Consider the following 19,981-nt stretch of genomic DNA (forward strand, 5'->3'; position numbering starts at 1 on the left):
CGGGGGTGGGGGTGCGCTACTTGCTCAGGTTGGCCAGACGCTGCGGGCTAAGTAGCTCGGTGAGCTGCTCGGCGGTGAGCAACCCGTGTTCGAGCACGAGCTCCGCGACACCCTTGCCCGTGGCCAGGGCTTCCTGGGCGATGGCGGTGGCGGTGGCGTAGCCCAGGTGCGGGTTGAGTGCGGTGACGAGGCCGATCGACTGCTCCACGGTGAGGCGGAGCCGTTCGGTGTTGGCGGTGATGCCCCGGACGCAGCGTGCCGTGAGGGTGCGGCAGGCGGCTTCCAGGTGGGAGATGCTCTTGTGGAGGCTGTGGACAATGATCGGTTCGAAGGCGTTGAGCTGGAGCTGCCCGGCCTCGGCGGCCATGGTGATGGTGACGTCGTTGCCGATCACCTCGTAGGCGACCTGGCTGACCACCTCGGGGATGACGGCGTTGATCTTGCCGGGCATGATCGAGGAGCCGGACTGCACGGCGGGGAGGTTGATTTCGCCGAGGCCGGCGCGCGGGCCGGAGGAGAGCAGCCGGAGGTCGTTGCAGATCTTGGACAGTTTTACGGCTACCCGCTTGAGCACGCCGGAGAGGTGCACGAAGGCGCCGACGTCCTGGGTGGCTTCGATCAGGTCCACCGCGGTGACGAGCGGCAGGCCCGTGATCTCGGCCAGGTGCCGGCAGGCGGCCTCCGCGTACCCGGCCGGGGCGTTCAGGCCGGTGCCGATCGCCGTGGCGCCGAGGTTGATTTCGTGGATCAGCAGGTCGGCCTCGGCCAGGCGGAGCCGGTCCTCGCCGATGGTCACCGCGTAGGTGCCGAATTCCTGGCCGAGCGTCATGGGGACGGCGTCCTGCAGCTGGGTGCGGCCCATCTTCACCACGGTCCGGAACTCAACCGCCTTGGCGGCGAAGGCCTCTTCCAGGTCGGTCAGCGCTTCCAGCAGCTCCCGGGCGGCGAAGATCGTGCCGAGCTTGACCGCGGTGGGGTACACGTCGTTCGTGGACTGGCTGAGGTTGACGTGGTCGTTTGGGTGCAGGCGCGCGTAGTCGCCCTTCGGATGTCCGAGGATTTCCAGGGCCCGGTTGGCGATCACCTCGTTGGCGTTCATGTTCGACGACGTTCCGGCGCCGCCTTGGATGACGTCCACCACGAACTGCTCGCTGAGTTTGCCGCTCATAACATCGGTGCAGGCGTCCTCGATGGCCCGGGCGCGCTCGGCGTCGAGCAGTCCGAGCTCGTGGTTGGTGCGGGCGGCGGCCAGTTTCACGGCGGCCAGTCCGCGGACCAGGTACATGTTGGAGGACAGCGGCTGGCCGGTGATGGGGAAGTTCTCCACGGCCCGGAGGGTGTGGACACCCCAGTAGGCGTCGGCGGGAACGTCCCGGTCGCCCAGGAGGTCATGTTCGGAGCGGAAGGCGTCGGAATCGTCGAGCGGGGTCATGGCGGTGGTCCTTAGCGGGCGTTGGGGGCGGTGAAAGTTTCGGCGGAAGCGAGGAAGTCGGTGGCCTGCAACAGCCCGACGGGCCGGCCGCCGCCCAGCACCGGGATCTCGGCGAGGCGCGCCAGGGGAGAGGTGTCGACGTCGAGCGCGTCCAGGAGCCGCACGGTGGCGGGCATCCGGGCGCGGTCTCCGCCGTCGGAGATCTTCACGGCGGCGGCGCGGCCGTCGGGCAGGCCCACCAGCTGGACGCCCTCGAAGCCGTCTTTTGCGAGCAGTCCCGGGACCAGGCGCATCAGCGCGGTGACATCCCGGTCCTCGCCCGCCACCATCCGTGGGTGGCGGCGCATGGCGTTGGCGACGGCGGCTTCCGCACTGCCGGTTCCCGTGGCCGAGGCCAGCGTGCCGAAGGCGCGGGCCATGCCGCGCAGGGTGAGGGCGAAGAGCGGGGTACCGCAGCCGTCGGTGGACGTGCGCTCCGGCTGCTCGCCGGTCAGCTCCGCCACGGTGCGGGCCACGAGTTGCTGCAACGGGTGCGCCGGGTCCAGGTAGCCGCGGACCGGCCAGCCGTTGATCAGGCAGGTGGCGGCCATCGCGGCGTGCTTTCCGGAGCAGTTCTGCGCCAGCCGGGTGGCCTGCCCGCCGCCGCCGAGCCATTCCTCGCGTTCGCGGACGCCGTAGGGGAGGTCGGTGCTGTTTTCGAGGTCTCCGGGGTTGAGGCCGTGCAGCTCCAGGATCCGCAGCGCGCCGTCGCGGTGGATGGCGGCGCCGGAGTGGCTGGCGGCCGCGAGGGCTAGGAGGTCCTCCGGGAGGTCGAGGCCGGCGCGGACCATGGCAACGGCCTGCAGCGGCTTGAGGGCGGAGCGCGGGTAGAACGGGGCGAGCGGCTCGCCGGCGGCCAGGAGGGTCCGGCCGTCCGCCGCGGTGGCGATGGCCGATCCGTAGTGGACGCTCTCGGCCAGGCCGTCGCGGGTCTGGACCGCAAGCGGAACGTGCTGCGGGAGCCTCGCCGGGGCCAGGGGAGTCGGGATGTGCGCGACGGCAGGGGAAGTCATTGCGTCCTTAGCGGTGGAGTTGTTTGTTGCTGGTCAAGCTGCTGTTTGCGGAATCAGGCCAGGGGCCGGGATCACACGTGGGCGCGGGGGTGCAGAATCGAGGCGAGGGCAACGCCGACGGCGTGCAGGTGCTGGCTCATCGCGATGCGCGCCGTTGCCGCGTCGCCGGCTTCGATGGCAGCCAGGATCCGCCGGTGCTCCTCATCGGAGGCGTGCTGGCGGTCCGCCACCATATTCAGCGTCTCGGACTGATGGGCCAGGGCCTCGCGGATGTCCGCGACCACGTTCTCGAAGACCTTGTTCCGGCTGGCCTTCGCAATCAGGGCGTGGAAATTCGAGTCCAGGCCGACCCACACTTCGGGGTCGTCCTCGGCTGTCATGGCGGCGACGATGTCACGCATGGTGTCCAGTTCCTCGGCTGACCGGCGTTCCGCGGCGAGCCCGGCGGCCGGAACCTCGATGTGGGGACGGGCCTCGGTGAGATCCAGTGCGGAGTACTGGCCAAGGACCAGGTCTTTGGCCACGTGGTCGGCGACGACGAACGTGCCCCGGCCGGTCCTGGTGACGGTAAGCCCCAGGGCGTTGCAGGAGCGCAGGGCCTCACGGACCACGGAGCGGCTGACACCGTATTGCTGCGCAAGGGTGGCCTCGGAGCTCAGTTTGGCGCCGATACCGAGCTTGCCGGATTCGATCTCGGAGCGCAGGACGTTGAAGACCGCTTCGGCCGCGCTGAGGCGGGCGAGGGGTTGTCCGGCTGTCCGGCTGTCTGACAGGTTCACGCTTCAAATATGGCAGAGGTCACACTGCAGTGTCAACCGTCCTCCCGCCCGGAAGTCGCCCGAACGGACACTTGGGGCCCAAAAAGTGCGCCTCGGGGCGCCCGAACGGACACTTGGGGCCCAAAAAGAGGGCCCCAAGTGCCCGTTCGGCCTCAGCCCGCGAGCTTAGAGCCCGGCCAGCAGTTCCTTCATTTCCTTGATTTCGTCCGTTTGCGAGGCCGCGACGTCCTTGGCCAGGCTGATCGCCTCCGGGTCCTTGCCGCCCCGGACCTCCGCGTTGGCCATCTCGACGGCACCCTCGTGGTGGGCGATCATCTGGGTCAGGAACAGCCTGCTCGCCTCGGTGCCGGCGGCGGCGTCGAGCTTCTTGAGTTCGTCGTCGCCCAGCATGCCGGACATGGCGTGGCCGCCCGGCATTTGGGTCGGTTCATTCCAGCGCTGGAGCCAGCCCGTCATCCGGTCGATCTCCGGGCCTTGGGCAGCTTTGATCCGGCCGGCCAGTGCGGTCACCTTGGCGTCGATGCCCTGCTTCTTGAGCATCATCTCGCTCATCTCCACGGCTTGGGCGTGGTGGGGGATCATCCCCTGCGCGAACATGGTGTCCGTGCCGTTGTGGTCCGCGGGTGCGGGAGCGGAGCTTGGGCCGGTGCTGCTGTGGTCCATGCCAGGCATGCTGCCGCCGCTGGCGCCCCGGAGGGCGCAGGGGTGCAGGCCGCGTGCGCAGCGTGCTGGTCGCCGCAGTCTCCGCCGCAGACGCACGACGACGTCGACTCCGGAGTTTGGTGGAGGGCCGCCGGGCCAGGGTGGCCGGACTCGGCGCGGCTGGACGCCGGGTGGCCGGACGCCGGGTGACCGGACGCCGCGTGGGTCCCGGCGGCGGAGGGCCAGGCCGAGGCGTGGGAGGCGTGCGCGCCGGCAAAAACATGCATGCCGAGTAGCCCGGCGAGTATGGCGAGAATGGCGCTCAGCAGGGCGGCGCGTGTGAATCCGGCTGCCGGTCTGCGCATGGGTGCTGTGACCATCGCTGCCTCCCCTCCTCCCGGCTGTAGTCCCGCACTTCAGGCTACCTGTGTTCAACGATGGCACCGGGCATTGTGTTCCAGCGTTCCAGGTCCGGCTGTGTCATCAGTTGGTCGACCGCGGGAGATATGAAAGTATCTGCGTATGAATGCAGATATGCAGGTTGAGGTCGACAGCCCCCATGTGGAGCTTGCGGTCGAGGTTTTTTCCATGCTGGCCGACGCTACGCGGGTCCGTTTGATCCTCGCTCTGGGGGACGGCGAGCTGCCGGTCAACGCCTTGGCGGAGCAAGTCGGGAAACCGGCCTCCGCCGTCTCGCAGCACCTGGCTAAGATGCGGCTGGGCGGTATGGTCGCCACCAGGCAGGAGGGCACAAAAGTCTTCTACCGACTGCAGAATGACCACGCCCGCCAGCTGGTGATGGATGCAATCCACCAGGCCGAGCACGCGCTCGGCACTGCCCCGGGACACGGCGCGTGAGCGGGCCGGGCAGCGCCCTGGGCCAGCACGGCCACGGCGAACACGACGACCATGAGCACCCGCACGACCATGACGACCACGTCCACAGTCACGGCCACGAGGCCCACGACCACCCGCATGATCATGACCACCCGCACGATCACGGCCACCCGCATGATCATGACCACCCGCACGGCCACACCCACGCCACCGGGCTGAAGGGGTGGCTGCACGAGCTTTTCGTCCCGCATTCCCACGACGCCGCGGACTCCATCGATGAGGCACTGGAATCCAGCGCCCAGGGCATCCGCGCCGTCAAGGTCTCGTTGCTGGGCCTGGGTGCCACCTCGCTCTTCCAACTGGCGATTGTGCTGATCAGCGGCTCGGTGGCGCTGCTGGCGGACACCGTCCACAATTTCTCCGACGCGCTGACTGCCGTGCCGTTGTGGATCGCGTTCCTACTCGGCCGGCGGAAACCCACCCGCACCTACCCGTATGGCTTCGGCCGCGCCGAGGACCTTGCCGGACTCTTTATCGTCGCCATGATCGCCCTCTCCGCGGTGGTAGCCGCCGTCGAGTCCATCCGCCGCTTCTTCGAACCCCAGCCGGTACAGAACCTCGGCTGGGTGCTCGCCGCCGGCCTCGTGGGCTTCGCCGGCAACGAGCTGGTCGCGATCTACCGGATCCGGGTTGGCCGGCGGATCGGTTCGGCGGCGCTGATCGCCGACGGCGTCCATGCCCGGACCGACGGCTTCACCTCGCTCGCCGTGGTGGCGGGTGTGATCGGCGTCTGGCTCGGGTTCCCGCTGGCCGACCCGATTGTGGGGCTGTTGATTTCGGTGGCGATCATGGTGCTCCTGTGGGGCACCGTACGCGACGTCGGACGGCGGCTGATGGACGGCGTCGACCCCCAACTGAGCGACGCGTTGGCCGCCGTCGTCCGGGAGCGCGCGCAACCGGGCGGGACCTCGCGGCTGCGCTGGTCCGGCCACCGGCTGCACGCGGAGATCACCGTCCCCCTCGATCCTGAGGCCCGGCTGGCCGACCTTGCAGCGGTGGCCGCGCACCTGGAGGAAGGCGCCCGGGCCGCGCTGCCGCACCTTGGCTCGGTGACGGTGGTGCCGTCGGTGACTCGGCCCCTGGGGTTAGATCCCCAGTGAGGCGAGGCTCTGCCGGAGCGTCTCGGCCGAGTGGTGGAGCGAAGCGAGTTCGCCCTCGTCCATAGGCGTCTCGAGGACCGCGCGCACGCCGCCCTGGCCCACGATGCTGGGCAGCGACAGGGCGACGCCGTCGATCCCGTATTGCCCGCCCAGCACGGTGGAGACCGGCAGCACCGCGTTCTCCGAGCGCAGCAACGCCTCCACGATCCGGGCGCCGGAAAGCCCGATCGCGTAGTTCGTGGCGCCCTTGCCGGCGATGACTTTGTAGGCGGCCTGGGTGACTTCGCGGGCGGTCTCGGTGAGGTAACCGGGGGTGAAGATGCGCTCGCCGTCGACCTTCCAGTCGCGGATCGGTACCGGGCCGATGGTCGCGCCGGACCACACCGGGAACTCGGTGTCGCCGTGTTCACCGACCATGCTGGCGTGCACGCTGCTCACGGATACCCCGGCGCGGTGGGCCAGCAGCCAGCGAAGCCGCGAGGTGTCCAGCACGGTGCCGGAGGAGAAAATCCGGGAGGCCGGCAGGCCGGTGATCTTCTGCGCGGCGACGGTCAGGACGTCGCAGGGGTTGGTGACCAGGACGTAGACCGCGTCCGGGGCGTGTTCCAGCAGTTGCGGCATGAGCTGCTCAAGGATGCGGACGTTGGTGCCGGCCAGGTCCAGCCGGGTCTGGCCGGGCGCCTGTTTGGCACCGGCGGTGATGACCACGACGTCGGCGCCGTCGGTAACGCTGATGTCCGCGCCGCCGTTGACGGTCGCCGCCGCCGCGGTGAACTGGGTGCCGTGGGCCAGGTCCAGGACCTCGGCCTCGGCTTTGGCCGCGTTGACGTCGAAGAGCGCCACGTGGCTGGCCGAACCGCGGATCAGGGCGGCGTAGGCCAGGGACGTGCCGACGCTGCCGGCGCCGATGACGGCCAGTTTGGTGCCGGAATGTGCGCTCATGGGCCTCTCCATCTTCTGCCGGTCAGCCGGCGGGCGTTCCGACGGTGCCGGCTGTTTCGCCGCCGTCGATGACGAATTCGGCGCCGGTCACGAAGGAGGATTCCTCGCCGGCCAGGTAGACGGCAAGGTCCGCGACCTCCGTTGGCTGGCCGATCCGGTGCAGCGGCACATGACCGGTGTCAAAGGTCATGCCCTCGGTCATGGGGGTCTGGATGACGCCGGGGTGCACCGAATTGACCCGGATCCCGTCCCGCCCGAGGTCCAGCGCGGCGGCTTTGGTCAGTCCCCGGACACCGAATTTCGACGCGGTGTACCCGGCGAGGTTCTCATAACCGCGCAGTCCGGCAATGGAGGAGACATTGATGATGGAGGCGGAGCCGGCTCTGGCCAGTGCGGGGGTGGCGGCCTTGATGCCGTTGAAGACGCCCGTGAGGTTCACCTCGATGATCCGGGCCCACTCTTCGTGCGGGTAGGCGTCGATCCGGCCAAAGTTCACGATGCCGGCGTTGTTGACCAGGATGCTCAGGCTGCCGAACGCGGTGACGGCTTCGTTGACTGCGGCGTCCCAGTCCGCCGGGCGGGTCACGTCCAGGTGCACGTACCGGACGGCGTCGCCGAGTTGGGCCAGCAGCTGCGCGCCGTCGTCGTCCAGGACATCGCCGACGACGGCCCGTGCCCCTTCGTCAAGGAAGCGCCGCGCGATCGCGGCGCCGATGCCGCGGGCGCCGCCGCTGATCAGGGCAACTTTGCCGTCCAACCGTCCCACGCTGGTTCCCTTCCAAGGCGCAACCGTCAGCGCTGTATCCGTCTGCGACGGGCCGGCCGTGGTCCGGTCGGCTCTCCCAGCTTGGCCGCGGGGGGACGGGGTTGGGCAGGGCCGTTGGGCCCAGCCCACCCCGGCGGCAACGGGCGGCGGGGAGGCCGACGTCGGGAGTCCCCTTAGAGGTGCTGGATCCCTGCCCGCTGCATGGCGTCTTTGTAGACCGCGACGTTTTTGGCCAGGAGTTCTTCCTGCTTGGCCGCCGAGACGGCGAAGGCGCGGCCGCCGAGGGCGGTGGCCTTGTAGATCTTCACGCCGCGGTTCTTCAGCGAGGAGTGGTAGGTCTTTTCGAATAGCGTCAGGAAGGCGTGGGCGTCGGCGCCGTGCGCGATGATCGCGGAGGTGCGCTTGTTGATCTTCATGAACTGGCGGAAGGGGCGCAGGCCGTCGGTCTTTTCCTGGACGTTCAGGGCCGAGGGGAGCTCCGGGTCGCGAACCCAGGGGTAGGCGTTCCACGGCATCACGTAGCGCGCGTCCAGTTCGACGGCTTCGTAGATGGAGGTGGCGCGGCGTGCTGCCTCATCCTCGTTGAAATGCGAGACGAACCCCGATTCGCAGCCCTTGCCGGGCGCAATATGGAGACTGACGATCCGGCACTCGTCCTCGTCGTGGACGGGGTCGATGTAGGGGACCACGGACCCCGGCTTCTTCTCCATCAGTTCGTCGCAAAGTTGTGTCACGGCCGCGATGTTCGGTTCCTGCAGCAGGGTCTTCTTTTCGTCCCAGTCAATCGTCACGATTTCTCCCTCAGCACTCGGCGTCCAGAATCAGGCGTCTTGTTCCACTCTACGCTTCTGTTTCCGGGCGCGTTCCCGGGCGTCGCGGAAGAGGCGGCGGACCCCTAGTCACGGCTCCGGGGCCGGGCGTACGCTTAAAGCGCCTGCAGGTAACCACTTGATTAAGCCGGGTCGTTCTGGACATGAAAATGTCCGAGCCGTCTCATAGCGAGATCGCGAAGGTACCTGCAGGTCCTGTGTTTAAGGGGCCTGGGCGGGCGGTCAGCCTGGGCGGGCGCAAATGGTCGGAGCCGCGGCCGCGGGACCTTCACTTCCGCGCGTCTTCTTCAAGAATTCAAGCCCGTCGGTAGGCTTCCTTCGCCTCCGACGTGTTGGCTGCGCGGTAAATTTTGCGCCAGTCTCCGCGACCCTCCGCGCCTTCTCGTGCACAACCGGGTCGGTAGCTAGGTCATGGACCTTGGCAGCGGCTTTTTTCGCCGTTGTGCCGCCAGCCATAATCGCTGCTGCGACTTTGTCCGCTTTTACTGCCACAGTCTTCTCCACACTTCGTTTGGTCTGTCCCGCGAGATCAGCACTGTGTGAGATTGTGCCAATCAAAAGCGAGCCAACTGCGAACAGACGTCCCATGTCGACGGCGATAGACGCAATGATCTAGGCGATGAGTCCGACCTTTGTATCGTATGGCGGAGGGTCACGATGCTCGGTCACACATGCCTGGGACTCCGAAGTGGCGCCCGCCCTGTCATAACCAGCGCGTGTGAAGATGATGGGATGACCGACAATGACCGTGAACTTTCCCTGTACGTCGATGGCAGAAATGCTTTGGTAGCAGGCGACCCTACAGCAATTGTCGAGCTCTTCCGCAAGCTTGACGTCAAAGAGGAGAGCCGCTCAAACCTAGGCTCTGGGGTGGCAGAGCTGCTCGCCGGACTGGCTGGGGCGGCTGCGATGGCCATGTCGGCAAATGTCCCGGGCAACTCTTTTCACATGACTCCCGAGTCCTACGCTCGGTTCCTGGAACTCGTCGGGTCCACCGAGGAAAAGCTCGGGATTGTCAGCGGTGTACTACGACAGTCGGATGGCAGGATCGACACGATCATCGAATTGGTGAGCTCCTCGCCGGTCAACCCTGCCGCAGCCGCGAACGTGCACATCATGGCCGCAACTTTGGCGATTCGCGTGGCCCTCAAAGAACTCGATGACCTTGTTCAGGCTGTGGACGCGAAACTGGACACAATCGTCCGCGATAACCGCGACGAGGCTCTCGGGAACGTGCAGGGCACAACCCACGTCCTGGATAAGGCATTTGGGTATTTCGAGGAGACCGGCCGGCTAAACGACGCTCTTTGGGACCAAGTGTCGGGGCAGGCTGCAGCCCTTGCCCAGGCGCATGCCGTCGCCCTCAACCACCTCAACACCATTGCCGACGGTCTGGCCGTCAAGAATCTGGGCAAGCGGGTGAGCAGCGCCGAGGCAGCGGCCAGAGGCGAACTGAAGCACTGGCTGGTTGTCGCGGCTGTGGCTCTCACGAACATGGTTCGAATGGACTCCTTGGAAGCTGTACGCAGCGCGAATGACGGATCGGATTCCACTGCTCACTCCCGGCACATCGCTAAGTCGCGGGAACGGCGAATGGCAAGCACTACCGCGGCACTTCAAAATCTGTCCGACGCCGTTGCGGCGGCAGTGGACGTTGATACGTTCACCCGCGTTACGAATCCCATGGAGATGACTAGGCTCTACACCGCCGCCGAAGAGCTACAGCGGTTGCTGAGGATCTTTAGTTCGAACTTCGGTATGCCGGAATCCGCGTCCATCAAACGCACCCAGTGGCATGAATCGGTCATGCGCCTTGGCCAGAAGGCCAGTGGGGCGGTGGCGGGCGCGGCCGTAGCTATTGCCGAAGGAGTGGCCTCAGTGCCCAAAGCCATCGGTGATTCCGTCGAGGACACCATCCTGCATGTTGCCAAGGGGATCGAGGCGCGGCGCGTTCCGGTTGATCAGCAGCACCCGGAAACGGATGCTGCACCTGACGCGGTCCCGGCAATCGAACCGCAAGAACCGGCTACGCCGCTGCCCCAGCCCTGACCCTGCAGGCCCTCATCAGCTTGGCGAGGTGACGAAGTTTTCGACGACGGTGGGATGACAACGTCGACCGATACCTCGTTCCCGGCAACGGCGGTGCGGTGGAGTGGTAGGTGTGGCCGGTAGACGTCGTGACTTCCAGCGTATGTCTGGGTCCGGGGCGTGGTTGGGCGCTCCAGCCGGGGGATTCTTTTGTGTGGTTGCAGGCTTCGCAGAGTCCAGCGCCGTTGCTGAGGCTGGTGGTTCCGCCGTTGCGCCAGGGGACTATGTGGTCGAGGTGGCGGATGGGCGCGTCGCAGTACGGTGTTCGGCAGGTGTCGTCCCGGGCCTGGATGAACCGGCGGAGCCCGGCGGGGAAGAGCCTGGCGCGGGAGTCCATGGCGACGAGCTCGCCCGTGGCCGGCGCGGTGTAGAGCCGGCGGATCCAGGTCGCGAAGGCGCGGTCGTCGCCCGGGCCGCCTGGGTCGCCGGTGCCCGAAGTTGGCTCACCGCCTGGGCCGCCTGCTGCACCTGCGGCGCCGGTGTCCGGGTCCCTAAGTAGTGTGCGTGCCCACCCGGCGGGGACGGTGCCGTAGCCGGGGAGGCGGGCGGGTTCGCTGTCGGCCTGGAAGAGGGTGCGGTCGGTCATGACGAGCTGGATTTCGATCCCCGCTATCCCGCCGGGGGTTCCGGTGGTGCGTTCGACCAGTGTGTCGGCCATCAGCTGGCCGCGGGAGCGGGTGTCCCCGCCGGAGCGCAGCGCGTCCGCGGCCCGGGTGAGGGCGGCGTGAACGGCGACGCCCTGGCTGACCGGCAATAACGCGGTCAGGTAGCACATGGTGTCCGGGGCCGGACGGAGGCTGACGTGGCGTTCGGTTTCGGCGTGGGCGGCGCGCTGGGTGATGGAGCGCGGGTCGCGCCGGTAGGCGGCGGCGCGGGCCGCGGCGATGATGGCGCGGTCCCCGGCGCCGGCGAAGGTTCCGGCGTCGGGGGCCAGTTCTTCGTCCACGGCGGCCCGGTCCGCGGCGGAGAGGGCGGCGGTTTCGCGGACCAGCAGGGTGGCGCGCCATTCGTTGAGCTGGCCGGTTTCCAGGGCGGCGAGGGTGTGTGGCATTTCGGTGACGAGGGCTTTGGCGAGGCCCAGGAGCCGTCCGCCCTTGGCCGGGGACTCGCGCCGGGCGAGGGCGATCTGCGCAGCGACGCCGGTGCCGAGCTGGTCCGCCTGTATCCCGGCGTCGGCTTGTTCGCGGCGCTGGGACAGGTCGAAGGCGACGGCGTCCCGGGCCTGGCGGGCAGCCAGGGCTGACTTCAGGTCCTCCAGTTCGCGTGTTTCGTCGATGAGGGCCGCGGCGCCGGCCGGGGCAGGGATTCCGGCCAGCATCCGCGCAAGGTCCGCGACCGTTACGCTGTCCGTCAGAGCCACGTCGGGCCCTTGCTTGCCGTCCATGGAAACACGCTATCGCGCAGCTGTGACAATTAAAGCGGCCGCAGAACCAGCGATTCCGTAGGCTTCAAAAGGACCGCAGCGCCCCGAACCAAGGAATCCATGCCAATCAACAGACAGTCACTGAAGCAAGACGGCTTCACCGGGTTCCGGCCGCTCGCCGAGCTGGACATCAACCGGATCCCGCAGAAGCCTGGCGTCTTTGCCCTGCTGTTGCCCGAGAGCCCCGGGACGGGCAACGCCCGGCCACAGTTCCTCGCCAAGAGCACGGCGGGCGTTTTCAAGAAAAAGGACCCAACCCTGAAGGTCGAGGCGCTGGACGCCGAATGGGTCGACGGCGCCGACGTCCTCTACGTGGGCAAGGCCGGTCCCGGGAGCAAGGGCAACCGCGGGCTTCGCCGGCAGATCCAGGAATTCGTCGACTTCGGCAAGGGCAAGCCGCCTGGTCACTGGGACGGGCGGTTGATCTGGCAGCTCGCCGCCGCCAATACGCTGGTCATCGCCTGGAGGGAGCTGCCCGTTGAGCAGCTCGCCGCGGCGGAAGCCGATTACCACGCCGCGTTTGTCGAGGAGCACGGCCGGCTGCCGTACGCCAACCTGGTCCGGGCCCGGGTCAAGGGCACCTAGGGGGCAACGCGGCCAGAAACAACCAGCTACAACCCGCCTCCATGCGTGAAACGCCCCGAAACCAGCGTCGCGGCCACCGGCATCGCGGCAAATTCGGCGTCGGAAACGGCCAGCGGGTCGGCGTCGAGCACGACGACGTCGGCGGGGTCGCCGACGTCGATCCGGCGCCGCCCGCGCGAGGACGCCGCCATCGCCTCCTGCCGGGTTAGGGCCTGCTCCGGGTGCCACGGACCGCGGCCGTCCTGCCGCGCCCGGGTGGTGGCCGCCGACATCGCGGTCCAGGGTTCCAGCGGCGCCACCGGCGCGTCGGAGCCAAGCGCCAGCGTGGCCCCGGCGTCGAGAAGTGAGCGCAGCGGGAATGCCCGCTCCGTCCGGCCCGCCCAGTTGGAGTCGGCGGCGTCGCGGTCATCAAGGGCGTGGGCGGGCTGCACGCTGGCGGTGAGGCCGAGGTCGCCGAACCGCGCGAAGTCCTCCTGCCGGACAAACTGGGCATGCTCAACCCGGCCCGGGATGCCGGCCGCTGCGAAAGCGTTCAGGGCCACCTCGTTGGCGCCGTCGCCAATTGCGTGCACTGCCGGGACAAACCCCGCCCCGCCGGCCTTGACCAGCAGCTCCAGCAGTTCCGCCTCGCTGACCGTGAGCAGGCCACGGCCGCCGTGCGGATACGGGTCCACGCAGTAGGCAGTGCGCGTGTTCAGCGAGCCGTCAATCAAAACTTTCAAAGGCCCTACCCGCAGGAGCCCGCCGCCCCCCGGAACCAGCTGTCCGGTCCGCATTCCCTCACCGACGGCACGGTCCAGGTCCTGAGGGTAGACCCCGGCGTCCACCCGCAAGGAATCGAAGCCGGCGGTGATCCGCCGGAGCCAGGGATCCCGGTTCCAGACCATCTCGAAGTCGACAATCCCCACGACGCCGCGCGCCGCGGCAGCCTCTCCGGCGTCGCGGACCATGGCGTCGACTGCCTCGTCCGGCAGGCGCCCGAGCTCCCGGGTCAGTTCAAAGGCCGGGTCCTCGCGGAGCAACCCGTCCGCGCCCACCGCCACTCGGTAGCGTGCCGCCGCCGCACTGTTAAGCCAGACGCAGTGCAGATCATGGCTGATCAGCGCCGCGGGGAGGCCCCCCGTCGCGCCATCGAGCAGGTCAAGACTGGGCATGTCTCCCCACACGGCATCGCGGAATCCGACGCCGACCACCGTCGGTACGCCCGCGCTGTCTTCGCCGGCAGTCGCGCCACCGGACCTCGCGGAACCTTGGTGCCCGGCCGCGGTCGCGCGCCTTTCTTCCAGCCGGGAACGCACGACGTCGGCCGCCTCCTGCGCGGAGGCGGCGCCGGACAGGTCGATGCGGCCGGTGGCCAGGGCCCACTGGGTCATGTGGACATGCTCATCCCAGAGCCCCGGAATCACGAAGTGTCCGTCCAAGTCCACCACCCGCAGACCGCCCGCCAGCGAGCCTGATGGCAACCCTGCCATCGAACCCGCAGGCACGATCTGTGCAACCACCCCATCAGTTATGAAAATGTCACACAGCGTCATTTCACCCGGTTGCCGGACCGAGGCGAGAACGAGGCCGGAATGGGCGGCAGGAATGGCGTTTTTCGGCATGGGAACAAGGCTAGGGGCGCACTGCTGCTGCAGCAATTCACGCCACTTTGGCCACTGCCGACACACCGTTCCCAAGCCCGGGGAAGCCCGGCCGGGCAAGGGACCTTCGCCCCCTTGCCCGGGAACCACGGTGAGGTCATTCTGGAGTTGGGCGGTTCCTGCACGGTTCTTTGGGGGATGAACCGCCTTTAGGAACTATCGGTCTCGCTATGACCCTGGGGTGAGGAAATGGCATTTGCACTTTCCAGCTTGGGCAGGAAAGGCAGGAGACCATCCATCATGGCTATTCATTCACCGGCAGCAGCTACGGACGCGCGGGCGACCGCAGCGTCTTCGCTGCGGGGGAGCTCTGAGGACGCATGAGCCCGCTGCGCCACCTGAACCATGCCAACCGCGCCCGATCGTTCCAGGCGCACCCATCCCACGGAGATCCGCGGCTCAAGGTCGTTATCCGGATCGATCCCGCGGAGGAGTCCGCGCGGGTGGAGGTCCGCGGCGTCGTGACCTCCGCCAATATCAGGGCGCTCTATGTTGTCTGCCGCCGGGTCACCTCCAAACTCGCCGGCTATGAGCTCATCGTGGACCTCGCCCATGCCCGGGTCACCGCGGCGGCGTTCGAGGAGCTCCGCGAGCATGCCCGCCAGTCCATCGTCTCTTCCGGCATTGACTCCTCGGTCACCCCGTGCCGCCTGCGGATCGTCGATCCGCACGTCATCCTCAGAACCAAGGAGCTCGCATGAAAGCACTCGTCTACGGCGGTCCGGGACAGAAGTCCTGGACGGAAGTTCCGGATCCGAAGATCCAGAATCCCACCGACGTGATCGTGAAGGTGGACACCACTACCATCTGCGGCACGGACCTTCATATCCTCAAGGGCGACGTGCCCGCCGTCACCAAGGGCCGGATCCTCGGCCATGAGGGCGTAGGAACCATCACCGAGGCCGGTTCCTCCGTGACCGGCCTCAAGGTGGGGGACCGGGTCATCATCTCCTGCATCAAATCCTGCGGCCACTGTGCAAACTGCAAGACCGGCCTGTACTCGCACTGCATGGGCGACGAAGGCCAATCAGGCATCGGCTGGGTGTTCGGCCACCTGATTGACGGCACGCAGGCCGAATACGTCCGTGTCCCCTACGCCGAAAATTCGCTGCACCTGTTGCCGGCGGGCGTCAGCGATGAGCAGGCCGTCATGCTGTCCGACATCCTGCCCACCGGGTTTGAGATCGGCGTGCAGTATGGCCGGGTCAAGCCCGGCGACACGGTGGCCGTGATCGGCGCCGGGCCGGTCGGCCTTGCTGCGATCGCCACCGCGGGCCTCTACGGCGCCGCCACCATCATCGCCGTCGACCTCGATGCGAACCGGCTGGAAAAATCCCGCGAATTCGGCGCTACCGACGTTGTGCTTTCCGGCGACGCCGACTGGAAGGACCAGGTCCTCGCGCTCACCGATGGCCAGGGTGTGGATGTGGCGATCGAGGCCGTCGGCATCCCGGCCACCTTCAGCATGTGCACCGCCATCGTCCGGCCGGGCGGCAACGTGGCCAATGTGGGGGTGCATGGCAAGTCGGTGGAGCTCCACGTGGAGGACCTCTGGATCCAGAACATCAACATCAGCATGGGCCTGGTCAACGCCAACACCACTCCGATGCTGCTGAAACTCGTGGCCCAGAACAAGGTGCCGGCCGAGAAGTTCGCCACCCACCACTTCACTTTCGACCAGTTTATGGACGCCTATGACACCTTTTCCCGCGCCGCGGAAACGAAGGCGCTGAAAGTGGTGATCACCGCATGAAAGCCCACATTGTCTACGACTCGGCCTTTGGCAATACCAAGTCTGTCGCGGAAGCCGTCGCGGGCTCGCTCGGTGAACTCGACGCCACCTCCGTCCCGGTCGGCGACTTCCGGCCCGACGACCTGGCCGCCGGTGACCTCCTCGTCCTCGGCAGTCCCATTAATGGCTGGCGTCCGACGCCGAAAATAAGCCAGCTTCTCTCCACGCTCGGGGACGGTCATCTCAACGGGGTCAAGGCCGCCGCTTTCGATACCCGCGTCCGGATGTTCGTCCACGGCGACGCGGCGAAGAAAATGGCGCACACGCTCCGTGACAGCGGCGCCGACATCATCTCCGAGCCCATGCCGTTCTACGTGCAGGGCAGTGAGGGACCGTTGCGCCCCGGCGAAATCGAGAAGGCAGCTCGATGGGGCAAGTCACTGTTGGAGGCGTTGGAACGGCCATGAAACCGGGCCGGATTGTCATGCTGGTGCTTGGCACGCTTGCAGCGCTGCTGGGACTGGGACTCTTGGCCGGCGCCGGTTTCACCGGATGGGCCAACTATCAACAGCGCGACGGCGGCTACTTCACCACCCCGTCGGAGCGCTATACGGTGGACTCTTACGCCCTGACGTCGCCGCGGCTGAACGTTATGACCGACGCCGGGCCCTCCGGCGTCGACCCCGCCGCGATGGCCGGCAGCGTAATGCTCCGGGGATCCGCTGCCGACTCAGCGCAGCAGATCTTCATCGGCATCGCGCCCCAGAGTGAGGTGGCCGCCTACCTCAGCGGCGTCAGGCATTCCGAGCTGACCGAGGTCCGCTTCTCGCCCTTCCGGGCGCAGTACCGGGACGTGTCCGGGACCAAACCGCCGGCCCGGCCGGCGGAGCAGACCTTCTGGACGGCGTCCGCCACCGGAACCGGCACCCAGGAGCTCAGGTGGGACCTGCGCTCCGGGGACTGGGCCGTGGTGATCATGAACGCCGATGCAAGCAGCCCTGTTTCCGTTGATCTGCGCGGCGGCGCACGGTCGGACCTCCTCTGGCCGGTCTTCATCGGCCTTCTGATCGGAGGCATCGTGCTGCTGGCGGTAGGTGTCCCGCTGATTGTGGCCGGCGCCGCCGGGCTGGGCCGCGGGGGACCGCCGCAAGGCCCCGGCCAGCAGCCGCAGCCCGGCACGCCCTACACCGGCACCCCTTACGCCGGCGGTCCCGCCGGTGCGGCTCCCTATGGCGCCGGTCCTTACGGCGGTGCTCCGCCTGGGGTTCCGTATGCCGCGGGGCCGCCGCCTGCGGCGCCGCCAGGGAGCGCCCCGCCGGGGGGATACGTCTACCCGGCGCGGCTTAGCGGCTACCTGGACCCGCAACTGTCCCGCTGGCTGTGGCTGGTCAAGTGGTTCCTGGCCATCCCGCATTACATCGTGCTGTTCTTCCTGTGGTTCGCGTTCGTCGTGACCACGATCGTTGCCGGGTTTGCGATCCTTTTCACCGGCCGTTATCCGCGCTCGCTGTTCAACTTCAACGTGGGCGTGATCCGTTGGAGCTGGCGGGTGGCGTTCTACTCGTACGCCGCGATCGGCACGGACCAGTACCCGCCGTTTACGCTGGCCCGCACCGGCTACCCCGCGGATTTCGACGTCGACTACCCCGAGAAGCTCTCGCACGGGCTGGTGTTGGTCAAGTCCTGGCTGTTGGCCATCCCGCACCTGCTCATCGTCGCTGTCCTCACGGGGACCGCGCGCAGCTGGGGCGACCGCGACCGTTACTGGGCTGACGGGCAGTGGGTCCAGCAGAACGTCGGCATCTCGCTGATCGGGCTTCTGGTGCTGATCGCCGGTGTCATCCTGCTGTTCACCGGGCAGTACTGGCGCGGCCTGTTCGATCTGCTGATGGGCCTGAACCGCTGGATCTACCGGGTGATCACCTATGTTGCCCTCATGCGGGACGAATACCCCCCGTTCCACCTGGACATGGGACCGACCGACCCGGGGGACCTTCAGCCCGTGACGCCCGCCGGACCGCCGCCGGCCCCCGGAACGCCGCCGGCCCCCGGATACGGCCAGACGGCCCCCGGGTACGGGCAGCCTGCGCCCGGCGTGGGCCAGCCAGCGCCCCAAGCCGGGACGCCCGGCCCGCAGTCCGGGCCGCGGGGCTTCTATGGGATCGGCGGACCGCCCGCGTCGGTTCCTCCGGAAATACACGAGGGGAGGGACGGCCCGGAGACCCCGCCGCGCCCCTAAGCCACCCGTCCCCCTGACATTTGTCCTCCTTCACAAACATTTCTACATGCATGTGCATCCAAACGGGCCCGCGCGCCGGTAGTAGGTGTGTAAGCAAAGAATCGCCCGCTAGCCGGGCCGTTGAAGGAGATGTAAATGCGTACCAGCCTTTTCACTGCAGGCGCCGTGGCAATCGCGGCAGCTCTCACCCTTGCCGGCCCCGCCCAGGCGGCAGAGCCCGACGCCCAGCTTTCCGTCCTCCACGGAGTGCCGGGACTGACCGTTGACGTCTGGGTCAACGGCGAACGAACCCTCGACGACTTCGCCCCCGGCACCCTGGCGGGACCGCTGGCCCTGCCCGCCGGGGACTACGACCTTGCTATTACCGCCGCGGATGCCGCTGACGCTTCCGACCCGGTGATCGGTCCCGTGAAGGTCACCCTCGCCGCGAGCGGCAACTACACGGCGGTGGCCAACCTCGGCGCAGACGGCAAGCCGACGGCGAACTTCTTCACCAACGATGTTTCACAGATCGGTGCAGGCAAGGGCAAACTCACCGTCCGGCACACAGCCGCGGCGCCGGCGGTGGACATCCTGGCCGGCGGCAACGCCGTCGTTTCCGGCCTGGCCAATCCCAAAGACAAGACGCTGACCCTGGATCCCGGCACCTTGTCCGTTGCGGTGGCCGCTGCCGGCACCACCGCGCCGGTGATCGGACCAGCCGATGTGACGGTCACGGAAGGCACCCACACGGTGGTGTACGCCTGGGGCAGCCTCGCTGACAAGAACCTGCAGCTCGCGGTGCAGACCATTGACGGCCTGCACTCCGCCCCCGCCGGCGTCCCCGGCGGACGTTCGGGAGCCGCTGACTCCGGGACGGGATCTGCCGACCAGACAGCCGTCACGGTAGGCATCGGCGCCGCGGCCCTCCTCCTGCTTGCCGGCGGGATCGCCGCAACCCGCAAGCAGCTGGCACCTCGCCGCATCCGCTAACCCGCACCAGCTGAACGGCCGCCCGGCGAACCGCCGGGCGGCCGGTCCCTTGAGGTCCACCACGGCAGGAGGACGAACATGTTGCGCACGACGACGGCGGAGTCCCCCGGGCGCCCCCCGGCTCCCAGTCTGAGGATTGAAGCAAGGCGACCTGCCGCAAGGCGGACCGCTGCGCGGATTGCGGCCGCCGCCATCACGGTGGTGCTGCTGATCGGAGGTTGCGCTGCGCCCCGGGGGCCCGACGCCCCGCCAGCTCCGGCGGCGGAGCGAACCGCCGCGGACCCTACCCAGCCGCCGGATCGAACCGCCCAGCAGCCGCTCAAGCCGCCGGCGCGGACCGCTGCCCGCTCCATCCCGAAGTCCGGCATCACGGTTCGCCCGGCAGCCCCGCCGGCACAGGTGGCCAAGAACCCGGCTCCGCGCTTCCTCAGCGTGGCGGGCACCACCATCACCGACATGGCGGTCGTCGAAGTCGGCGTGAGCCCGACCGGGGCCATGGAGATCCCGGAGCCTTTCAACCAGGCAGGGTGGTACCGCTTCGGACCGGCCCCTGGAGCCGCTGCCGGCACCGCCGTGCTGGCGGCCCATGTTGACACCACCTCCGATTCGGCGCCCTTCTCCCAACTCAAGTCGCTCCCCGCCGGCACCCTCGTGACGGTCCAGCGGCAAGGTGCCCCGCCCCTGACCTTCCGCGTGACCCGGGTGGAACTCATGGCCAAGGACGCGTTCGACGGTGACTCCGTGTTCCGCCGCGACGGACCGCCCCAGCTGAAGCTCGTAACCTGCGGGGGCAGATGGCTGGACGAACAACAGGACTACGGCGACAATGTGATTGTCACGGCGGTGCCGGCGTGATCCA

The 19,981-nt window shown here is 68.0% G+C and carries 19 protein-coding genes; 10 read left to right on the forward strand and 9 right to left on the reverse strand.

Annotation, left to right across the window (positions count from 1 at the left end):
• Nucleotides 1-16: 16 nt before the first annotated feature.
• From ABIN76_RS06415 to ABIN76_RS06430, 4 genes are all read right to left on the reverse strand, one after another.
• Nucleotides 17-1,432 carry an aspartate ammonia-lyase gene (locus tag ABIN76_RS06415; protein ID WP_346958876.1) on the reverse strand — a complete coding sequence of 472 codons (1,416 nt, stop codon included), beginning with the start codon at nucleotides 1,430-1,432 and terminating at the stop codon, nucleotides 17-19.
• A gap of 11 nt (nucleotides 1,433-1,443) precedes the next feature.
• Nucleotides 1,444-2,484 (reverse strand): asparaginase, encoded by a 1,041-nt coding sequence (locus ABIN76_RS06420; protein ID WP_346958877.1) that lies wholly within the window; start codon nucleotides 2,482-2,484, stop codon nucleotides 1,444-1,446.
• A gap of 71 nt (nucleotides 2,485-2,555) precedes the next feature.
• Complete coding sequence (locus tag ABIN76_RS06425; RefSeq protein WP_346958878.1) at nucleotides 2,556-3,263, reverse strand: FadR/GntR family transcriptional regulator; 708 nt, start codon at nucleotides 3,261-3,263, stop codon at nucleotides 2,556-2,558.
• Nucleotides 3,264-3,428: 165 nt separating this feature from the next.
• Nucleotides 3,429-3,926, reverse strand: a complete 498-nt coding sequence (locus ABIN76_RS06430; protein WP_346958879.1) for a DUF305 domain-containing protein — start codon at nucleotides 3,924-3,926, stop codon at nucleotides 3,429-3,431.
• Nucleotides 3,927-4,427: 501 nt separating this feature from the next.
• On the opposite strand from ABIN76_RS06430, the gene ABIN76_RS06435 reads away from it, so the two are divergent.
• Nucleotides 4,428-4,763, forward strand: a complete 336-nt coding sequence (locus ABIN76_RS06435) for a metalloregulator ArsR/SmtB family transcription factor (protein WP_346958880.1) — start codon at nucleotides 4,428-4,430, stop codon at nucleotides 4,761-4,763.
• Complete coding sequence (locus ABIN76_RS06440; RefSeq protein ID WP_346958881.1) at nucleotides 4,760-5,902, forward strand: cation diffusion facilitator family transporter; 1,143 nt, start codon at nucleotides 4,760-4,762, stop codon at nucleotides 5,900-5,902. The genes ABIN76_RS06435 and ABIN76_RS06440 overlap by 4 nt, the downstream gene beginning before the upstream one ends.
• Here ABIN76_RS06440 and ABIN76_RS06445 read toward each other — a convergent pair.
• The 3 genes from ABIN76_RS06445 to ABIN76_RS06455 all read right to left on the reverse strand — a co-directional run bounded on the left by ABIN76_RS06445 (nucleotide 5,888) and on the right by ABIN76_RS06455 (nucleotide 8,401).
• Nucleotides 5,888-6,844 carry an L-lactate dehydrogenase gene (locus ABIN76_RS06445; RefSeq protein WP_346958882.1) on the reverse strand — a complete coding sequence of 319 codons (957 nt, stop codon included), beginning with the start codon at nucleotides 6,842-6,844 and terminating at the stop codon, nucleotides 5,888-5,890. The genes ABIN76_RS06440 and ABIN76_RS06445 overlap by 15 nt on opposite strands.
• A 22-nt stretch (nucleotides 6,845-6,866) precedes the next feature.
• The gene (locus ABIN76_RS06450; RefSeq protein WP_346958883.1) at nucleotides 6,867-7,610 is read right to left on the reverse strand and encodes a glucose 1-dehydrogenase; all 744 of its coding nucleotides are present in this window, start codon (nucleotides 7,608-7,610) and stop codon (nucleotides 6,867-6,869) included.
• A 173-nt stretch (nucleotides 7,611-7,783) separates the two neighbouring features.
• A complete protein-coding gene (locus ABIN76_RS06455) occupies nucleotides 7,784-8,401 on the reverse strand; it encodes a uracil-DNA glycosylase (RefSeq protein ID WP_346958884.1) in 618 nt (205 codons plus the stop codon).
• Nucleotides 8,402-9,172: 771 nt separating this feature from the next.
• Here ABIN76_RS06455 and ABIN76_RS06460 point away from each other — a divergent pair.
• Nucleotides 9,173-10,489: a hypothetical protein gene (locus ABIN76_RS06460; protein WP_346958885.1), complete on the forward strand. Its 1,317-nt coding sequence runs from the start codon at nucleotides 9,173-9,175 to the stop codon at nucleotides 10,487-10,489.
• On the opposite strand, the gene ABIN76_RS06465 is transcribed toward ABIN76_RS06460, so the two are convergent.
• Complete coding sequence (locus ABIN76_RS06465) at nucleotides 10,467-11,846, reverse strand: DUF222 domain-containing protein (RefSeq protein WP_346958938.1); 1,380 nt, start codon at nucleotides 11,844-11,846, stop codon at nucleotides 10,467-10,469. The two genes, ABIN76_RS06460 and ABIN76_RS06465, sit on opposite strands and share 23 nt — an antisense overlap.
• A gap of 165 nt (nucleotides 11,847-12,011) precedes the next feature.
• On the opposite strand from ABIN76_RS06465, the gene ABIN76_RS06470 reads away from it, so the two are divergent.
• The gene (locus ABIN76_RS06470) at nucleotides 12,012-12,536 is read left to right on the forward strand and encodes a hypothetical protein (protein ID WP_346958886.1); all 525 of its coding nucleotides are present in this window, start codon (nucleotides 12,012-12,014) and stop codon (nucleotides 12,534-12,536) included.
• A gap of 26 nt (nucleotides 12,537-12,562) precedes the next feature.
• Here the strand turns inward: ABIN76_RS06470 and ABIN76_RS06475 are convergent, their stop codons facing one another.
• Nucleotides 12,563-14,140 (reverse strand): amidohydrolase family protein, encoded by a 1,578-nt coding sequence (locus tag ABIN76_RS06475; RefSeq protein WP_346958887.1) that lies wholly within the window; start codon nucleotides 14,138-14,140, stop codon nucleotides 12,563-12,565.
• A 359-nt stretch (nucleotides 14,141-14,499) separates the two neighbouring features.
• On the opposite strand from ABIN76_RS06475, the gene ABIN76_RS06480 reads away from it, so the two are divergent.
• The 6 genes from ABIN76_RS06480 (at nucleotide 14,500) to ABIN76_RS06505 (ending at nucleotide 19,977) form a co-directional block, all read left to right on the forward strand.
• Nucleotides 14,500-14,880, forward strand: a complete 381-nt coding sequence (locus tag ABIN76_RS06480; RefSeq protein WP_346958888.1) for a hypothetical protein — start codon at nucleotides 14,500-14,502, stop codon at nucleotides 14,878-14,880.
• The gene (locus ABIN76_RS06485; protein WP_346958889.1) at nucleotides 14,877-15,932 is read left to right on the forward strand and encodes a zinc-dependent alcohol dehydrogenase family protein; all 1,056 of its coding nucleotides are present in this window, start codon (nucleotides 14,877-14,879) and stop codon (nucleotides 15,930-15,932) included. The genes ABIN76_RS06480 and ABIN76_RS06485 overlap by 4 nt, the downstream gene beginning before the upstream one ends.
• Nucleotides 15,929-16,378 (forward strand): flavodoxin domain-containing protein, encoded by a 450-nt coding sequence (locus tag ABIN76_RS06490; RefSeq protein WP_346958890.1) that lies wholly within the window; start codon nucleotides 15,929-15,931, stop codon nucleotides 16,376-16,378. The genes ABIN76_RS06485 and ABIN76_RS06490 overlap by 4 nt, the downstream gene beginning before the upstream one ends.
• Complete coding sequence (locus ABIN76_RS06495) at nucleotides 16,375-18,150, forward strand: DUF4389 domain-containing protein (RefSeq protein ID WP_346958891.1); 1,776 nt, start codon at nucleotides 16,375-16,377, stop codon at nucleotides 18,148-18,150. The genes ABIN76_RS06490 and ABIN76_RS06495 overlap by 4 nt, the downstream gene beginning before the upstream one ends.
• Before the next feature lie 135 nt (nucleotides 18,151-18,285).
• Complete coding sequence (locus ABIN76_RS06500; protein WP_346958892.1) at nucleotides 18,286-19,122, forward strand: DUF4397 domain-containing protein; 837 nt, start codon at nucleotides 18,286-18,288, stop codon at nucleotides 19,120-19,122.
• Nucleotides 19,123-19,521: 399 nt separating this feature from the next.
• Entirely contained in the window at nucleotides 19,522-19,977 is a 456-nt protein-coding gene (locus ABIN76_RS06505) for a class F sortase (protein WP_346958893.1), read from the forward strand.
• The last annotated feature ends 4 nt before the right edge of the window (nucleotides 19,978-19,981 follow it).

The sequence above is a fragment of the uncultured Arthrobacter sp. genome, from assembly GCF_964021775.1.
GTDB lineage: Bacteria > Actinomycetota > Actinomycetes > Actinomycetales > Micrococcaceae > Arthrobacter.

What these genes read in the sequence shown, in the direction of transcription:
- ABIN76_RS06430 (WP_346958879.1), bottom strand. Translation starts at nt 3,926, where the DNA reads ATGGACCACAGCAGCACCGGCCCAAGCTCCGCTCCCGCACCCGCGGAC.
- ABIN76_RS06475 (WP_346958887.1), bottom strand. Translation starts at nt 14,140, where the DNA reads ATGCCGAAAAACGCCATTCCTGCCGCCCATTCCGGCCTCGTTCTCGCC.
- ABIN76_RS06500 (WP_346958892.1), top strand. Translation starts at nt 18,286, where the DNA reads ATGCGTACCAGCCTTTTCACTGCAGGCGCCGTGGCAATCGCGGCAGCT.
- ABIN76_RS06435 (WP_346958880.1), top strand. Translation starts at nt 4,428, where the DNA reads ATGAATGCAGATATGCAGGTTGAGGTCGACAGCCCCCATGTGGAGCTT.
- ABIN76_RS06490 (WP_346958890.1), top strand. Translation starts at nt 15,929, where the DNA reads ATGAAAGCCCACATTGTCTACGACTCGGCCTTTGGCAATACCAAGTCT.
- ABIN76_RS06485 (WP_346958889.1), top strand. Translation starts at nt 14,877, where the DNA reads ATGAAAGCACTCGTCTACGGCGGTCCGGGACAGAAGTCCTGGACGGAA.
- ABIN76_RS06420 (WP_346958877.1), bottom strand. Translation starts at nt 2,484, where the DNA reads ATGACTTCCCCTGCCGTCGCGCACATCCCGACTCCCCTGGCCCCGGCG.
- ABIN76_RS06480 (WP_346958888.1), top strand. Translation starts at nt 14,500, where the DNA reads ATGAGCCCGCTGCGCCACCTGAACCATGCCAACCGCGCCCGATCGTTC.
- ABIN76_RS06460 (WP_346958885.1), top strand. Translation starts at nt 9,173, where the DNA reads ATGACCGACAATGACCGTGAACTTTCCCTGTACGTCGATGGCAGAAAT.
- ABIN76_RS06465 (WP_346958938.1), bottom strand. Translation starts at nt 11,846, where the DNA reads ATGCTGGCCGGAATCCCTGCCCCGGCCGGCGCCGCGGCCCTCATCGAC.
- ABIN76_RS06415 (WP_346958876.1), bottom strand. Translation starts at nt 1,432, where the DNA reads ATGACCCCGCTCGACGATTCCGACGCCTTCCGCTCCGAACATGACCTC.
- ABIN76_RS06470 (WP_346958886.1), top strand. Translation starts at nt 12,012, where the DNA reads ATGCCAATCAACAGACAGTCACTGAAGCAAGACGGCTTCACCGGGTTC.
- ABIN76_RS06445 (WP_346958882.1), bottom strand. Translation starts at nt 6,844, where the DNA reads ATGAGCGCACATTCCGGCACCAAACTGGCCGTCATCGGCGCCGGCAGC.
- ABIN76_RS06495 (WP_346958891.1), top strand. Translation starts at nt 16,375, where the DNA reads ATGAAACCGGGCCGGATTGTCATGCTGGTGCTTGGCACGCTTGCAGCG.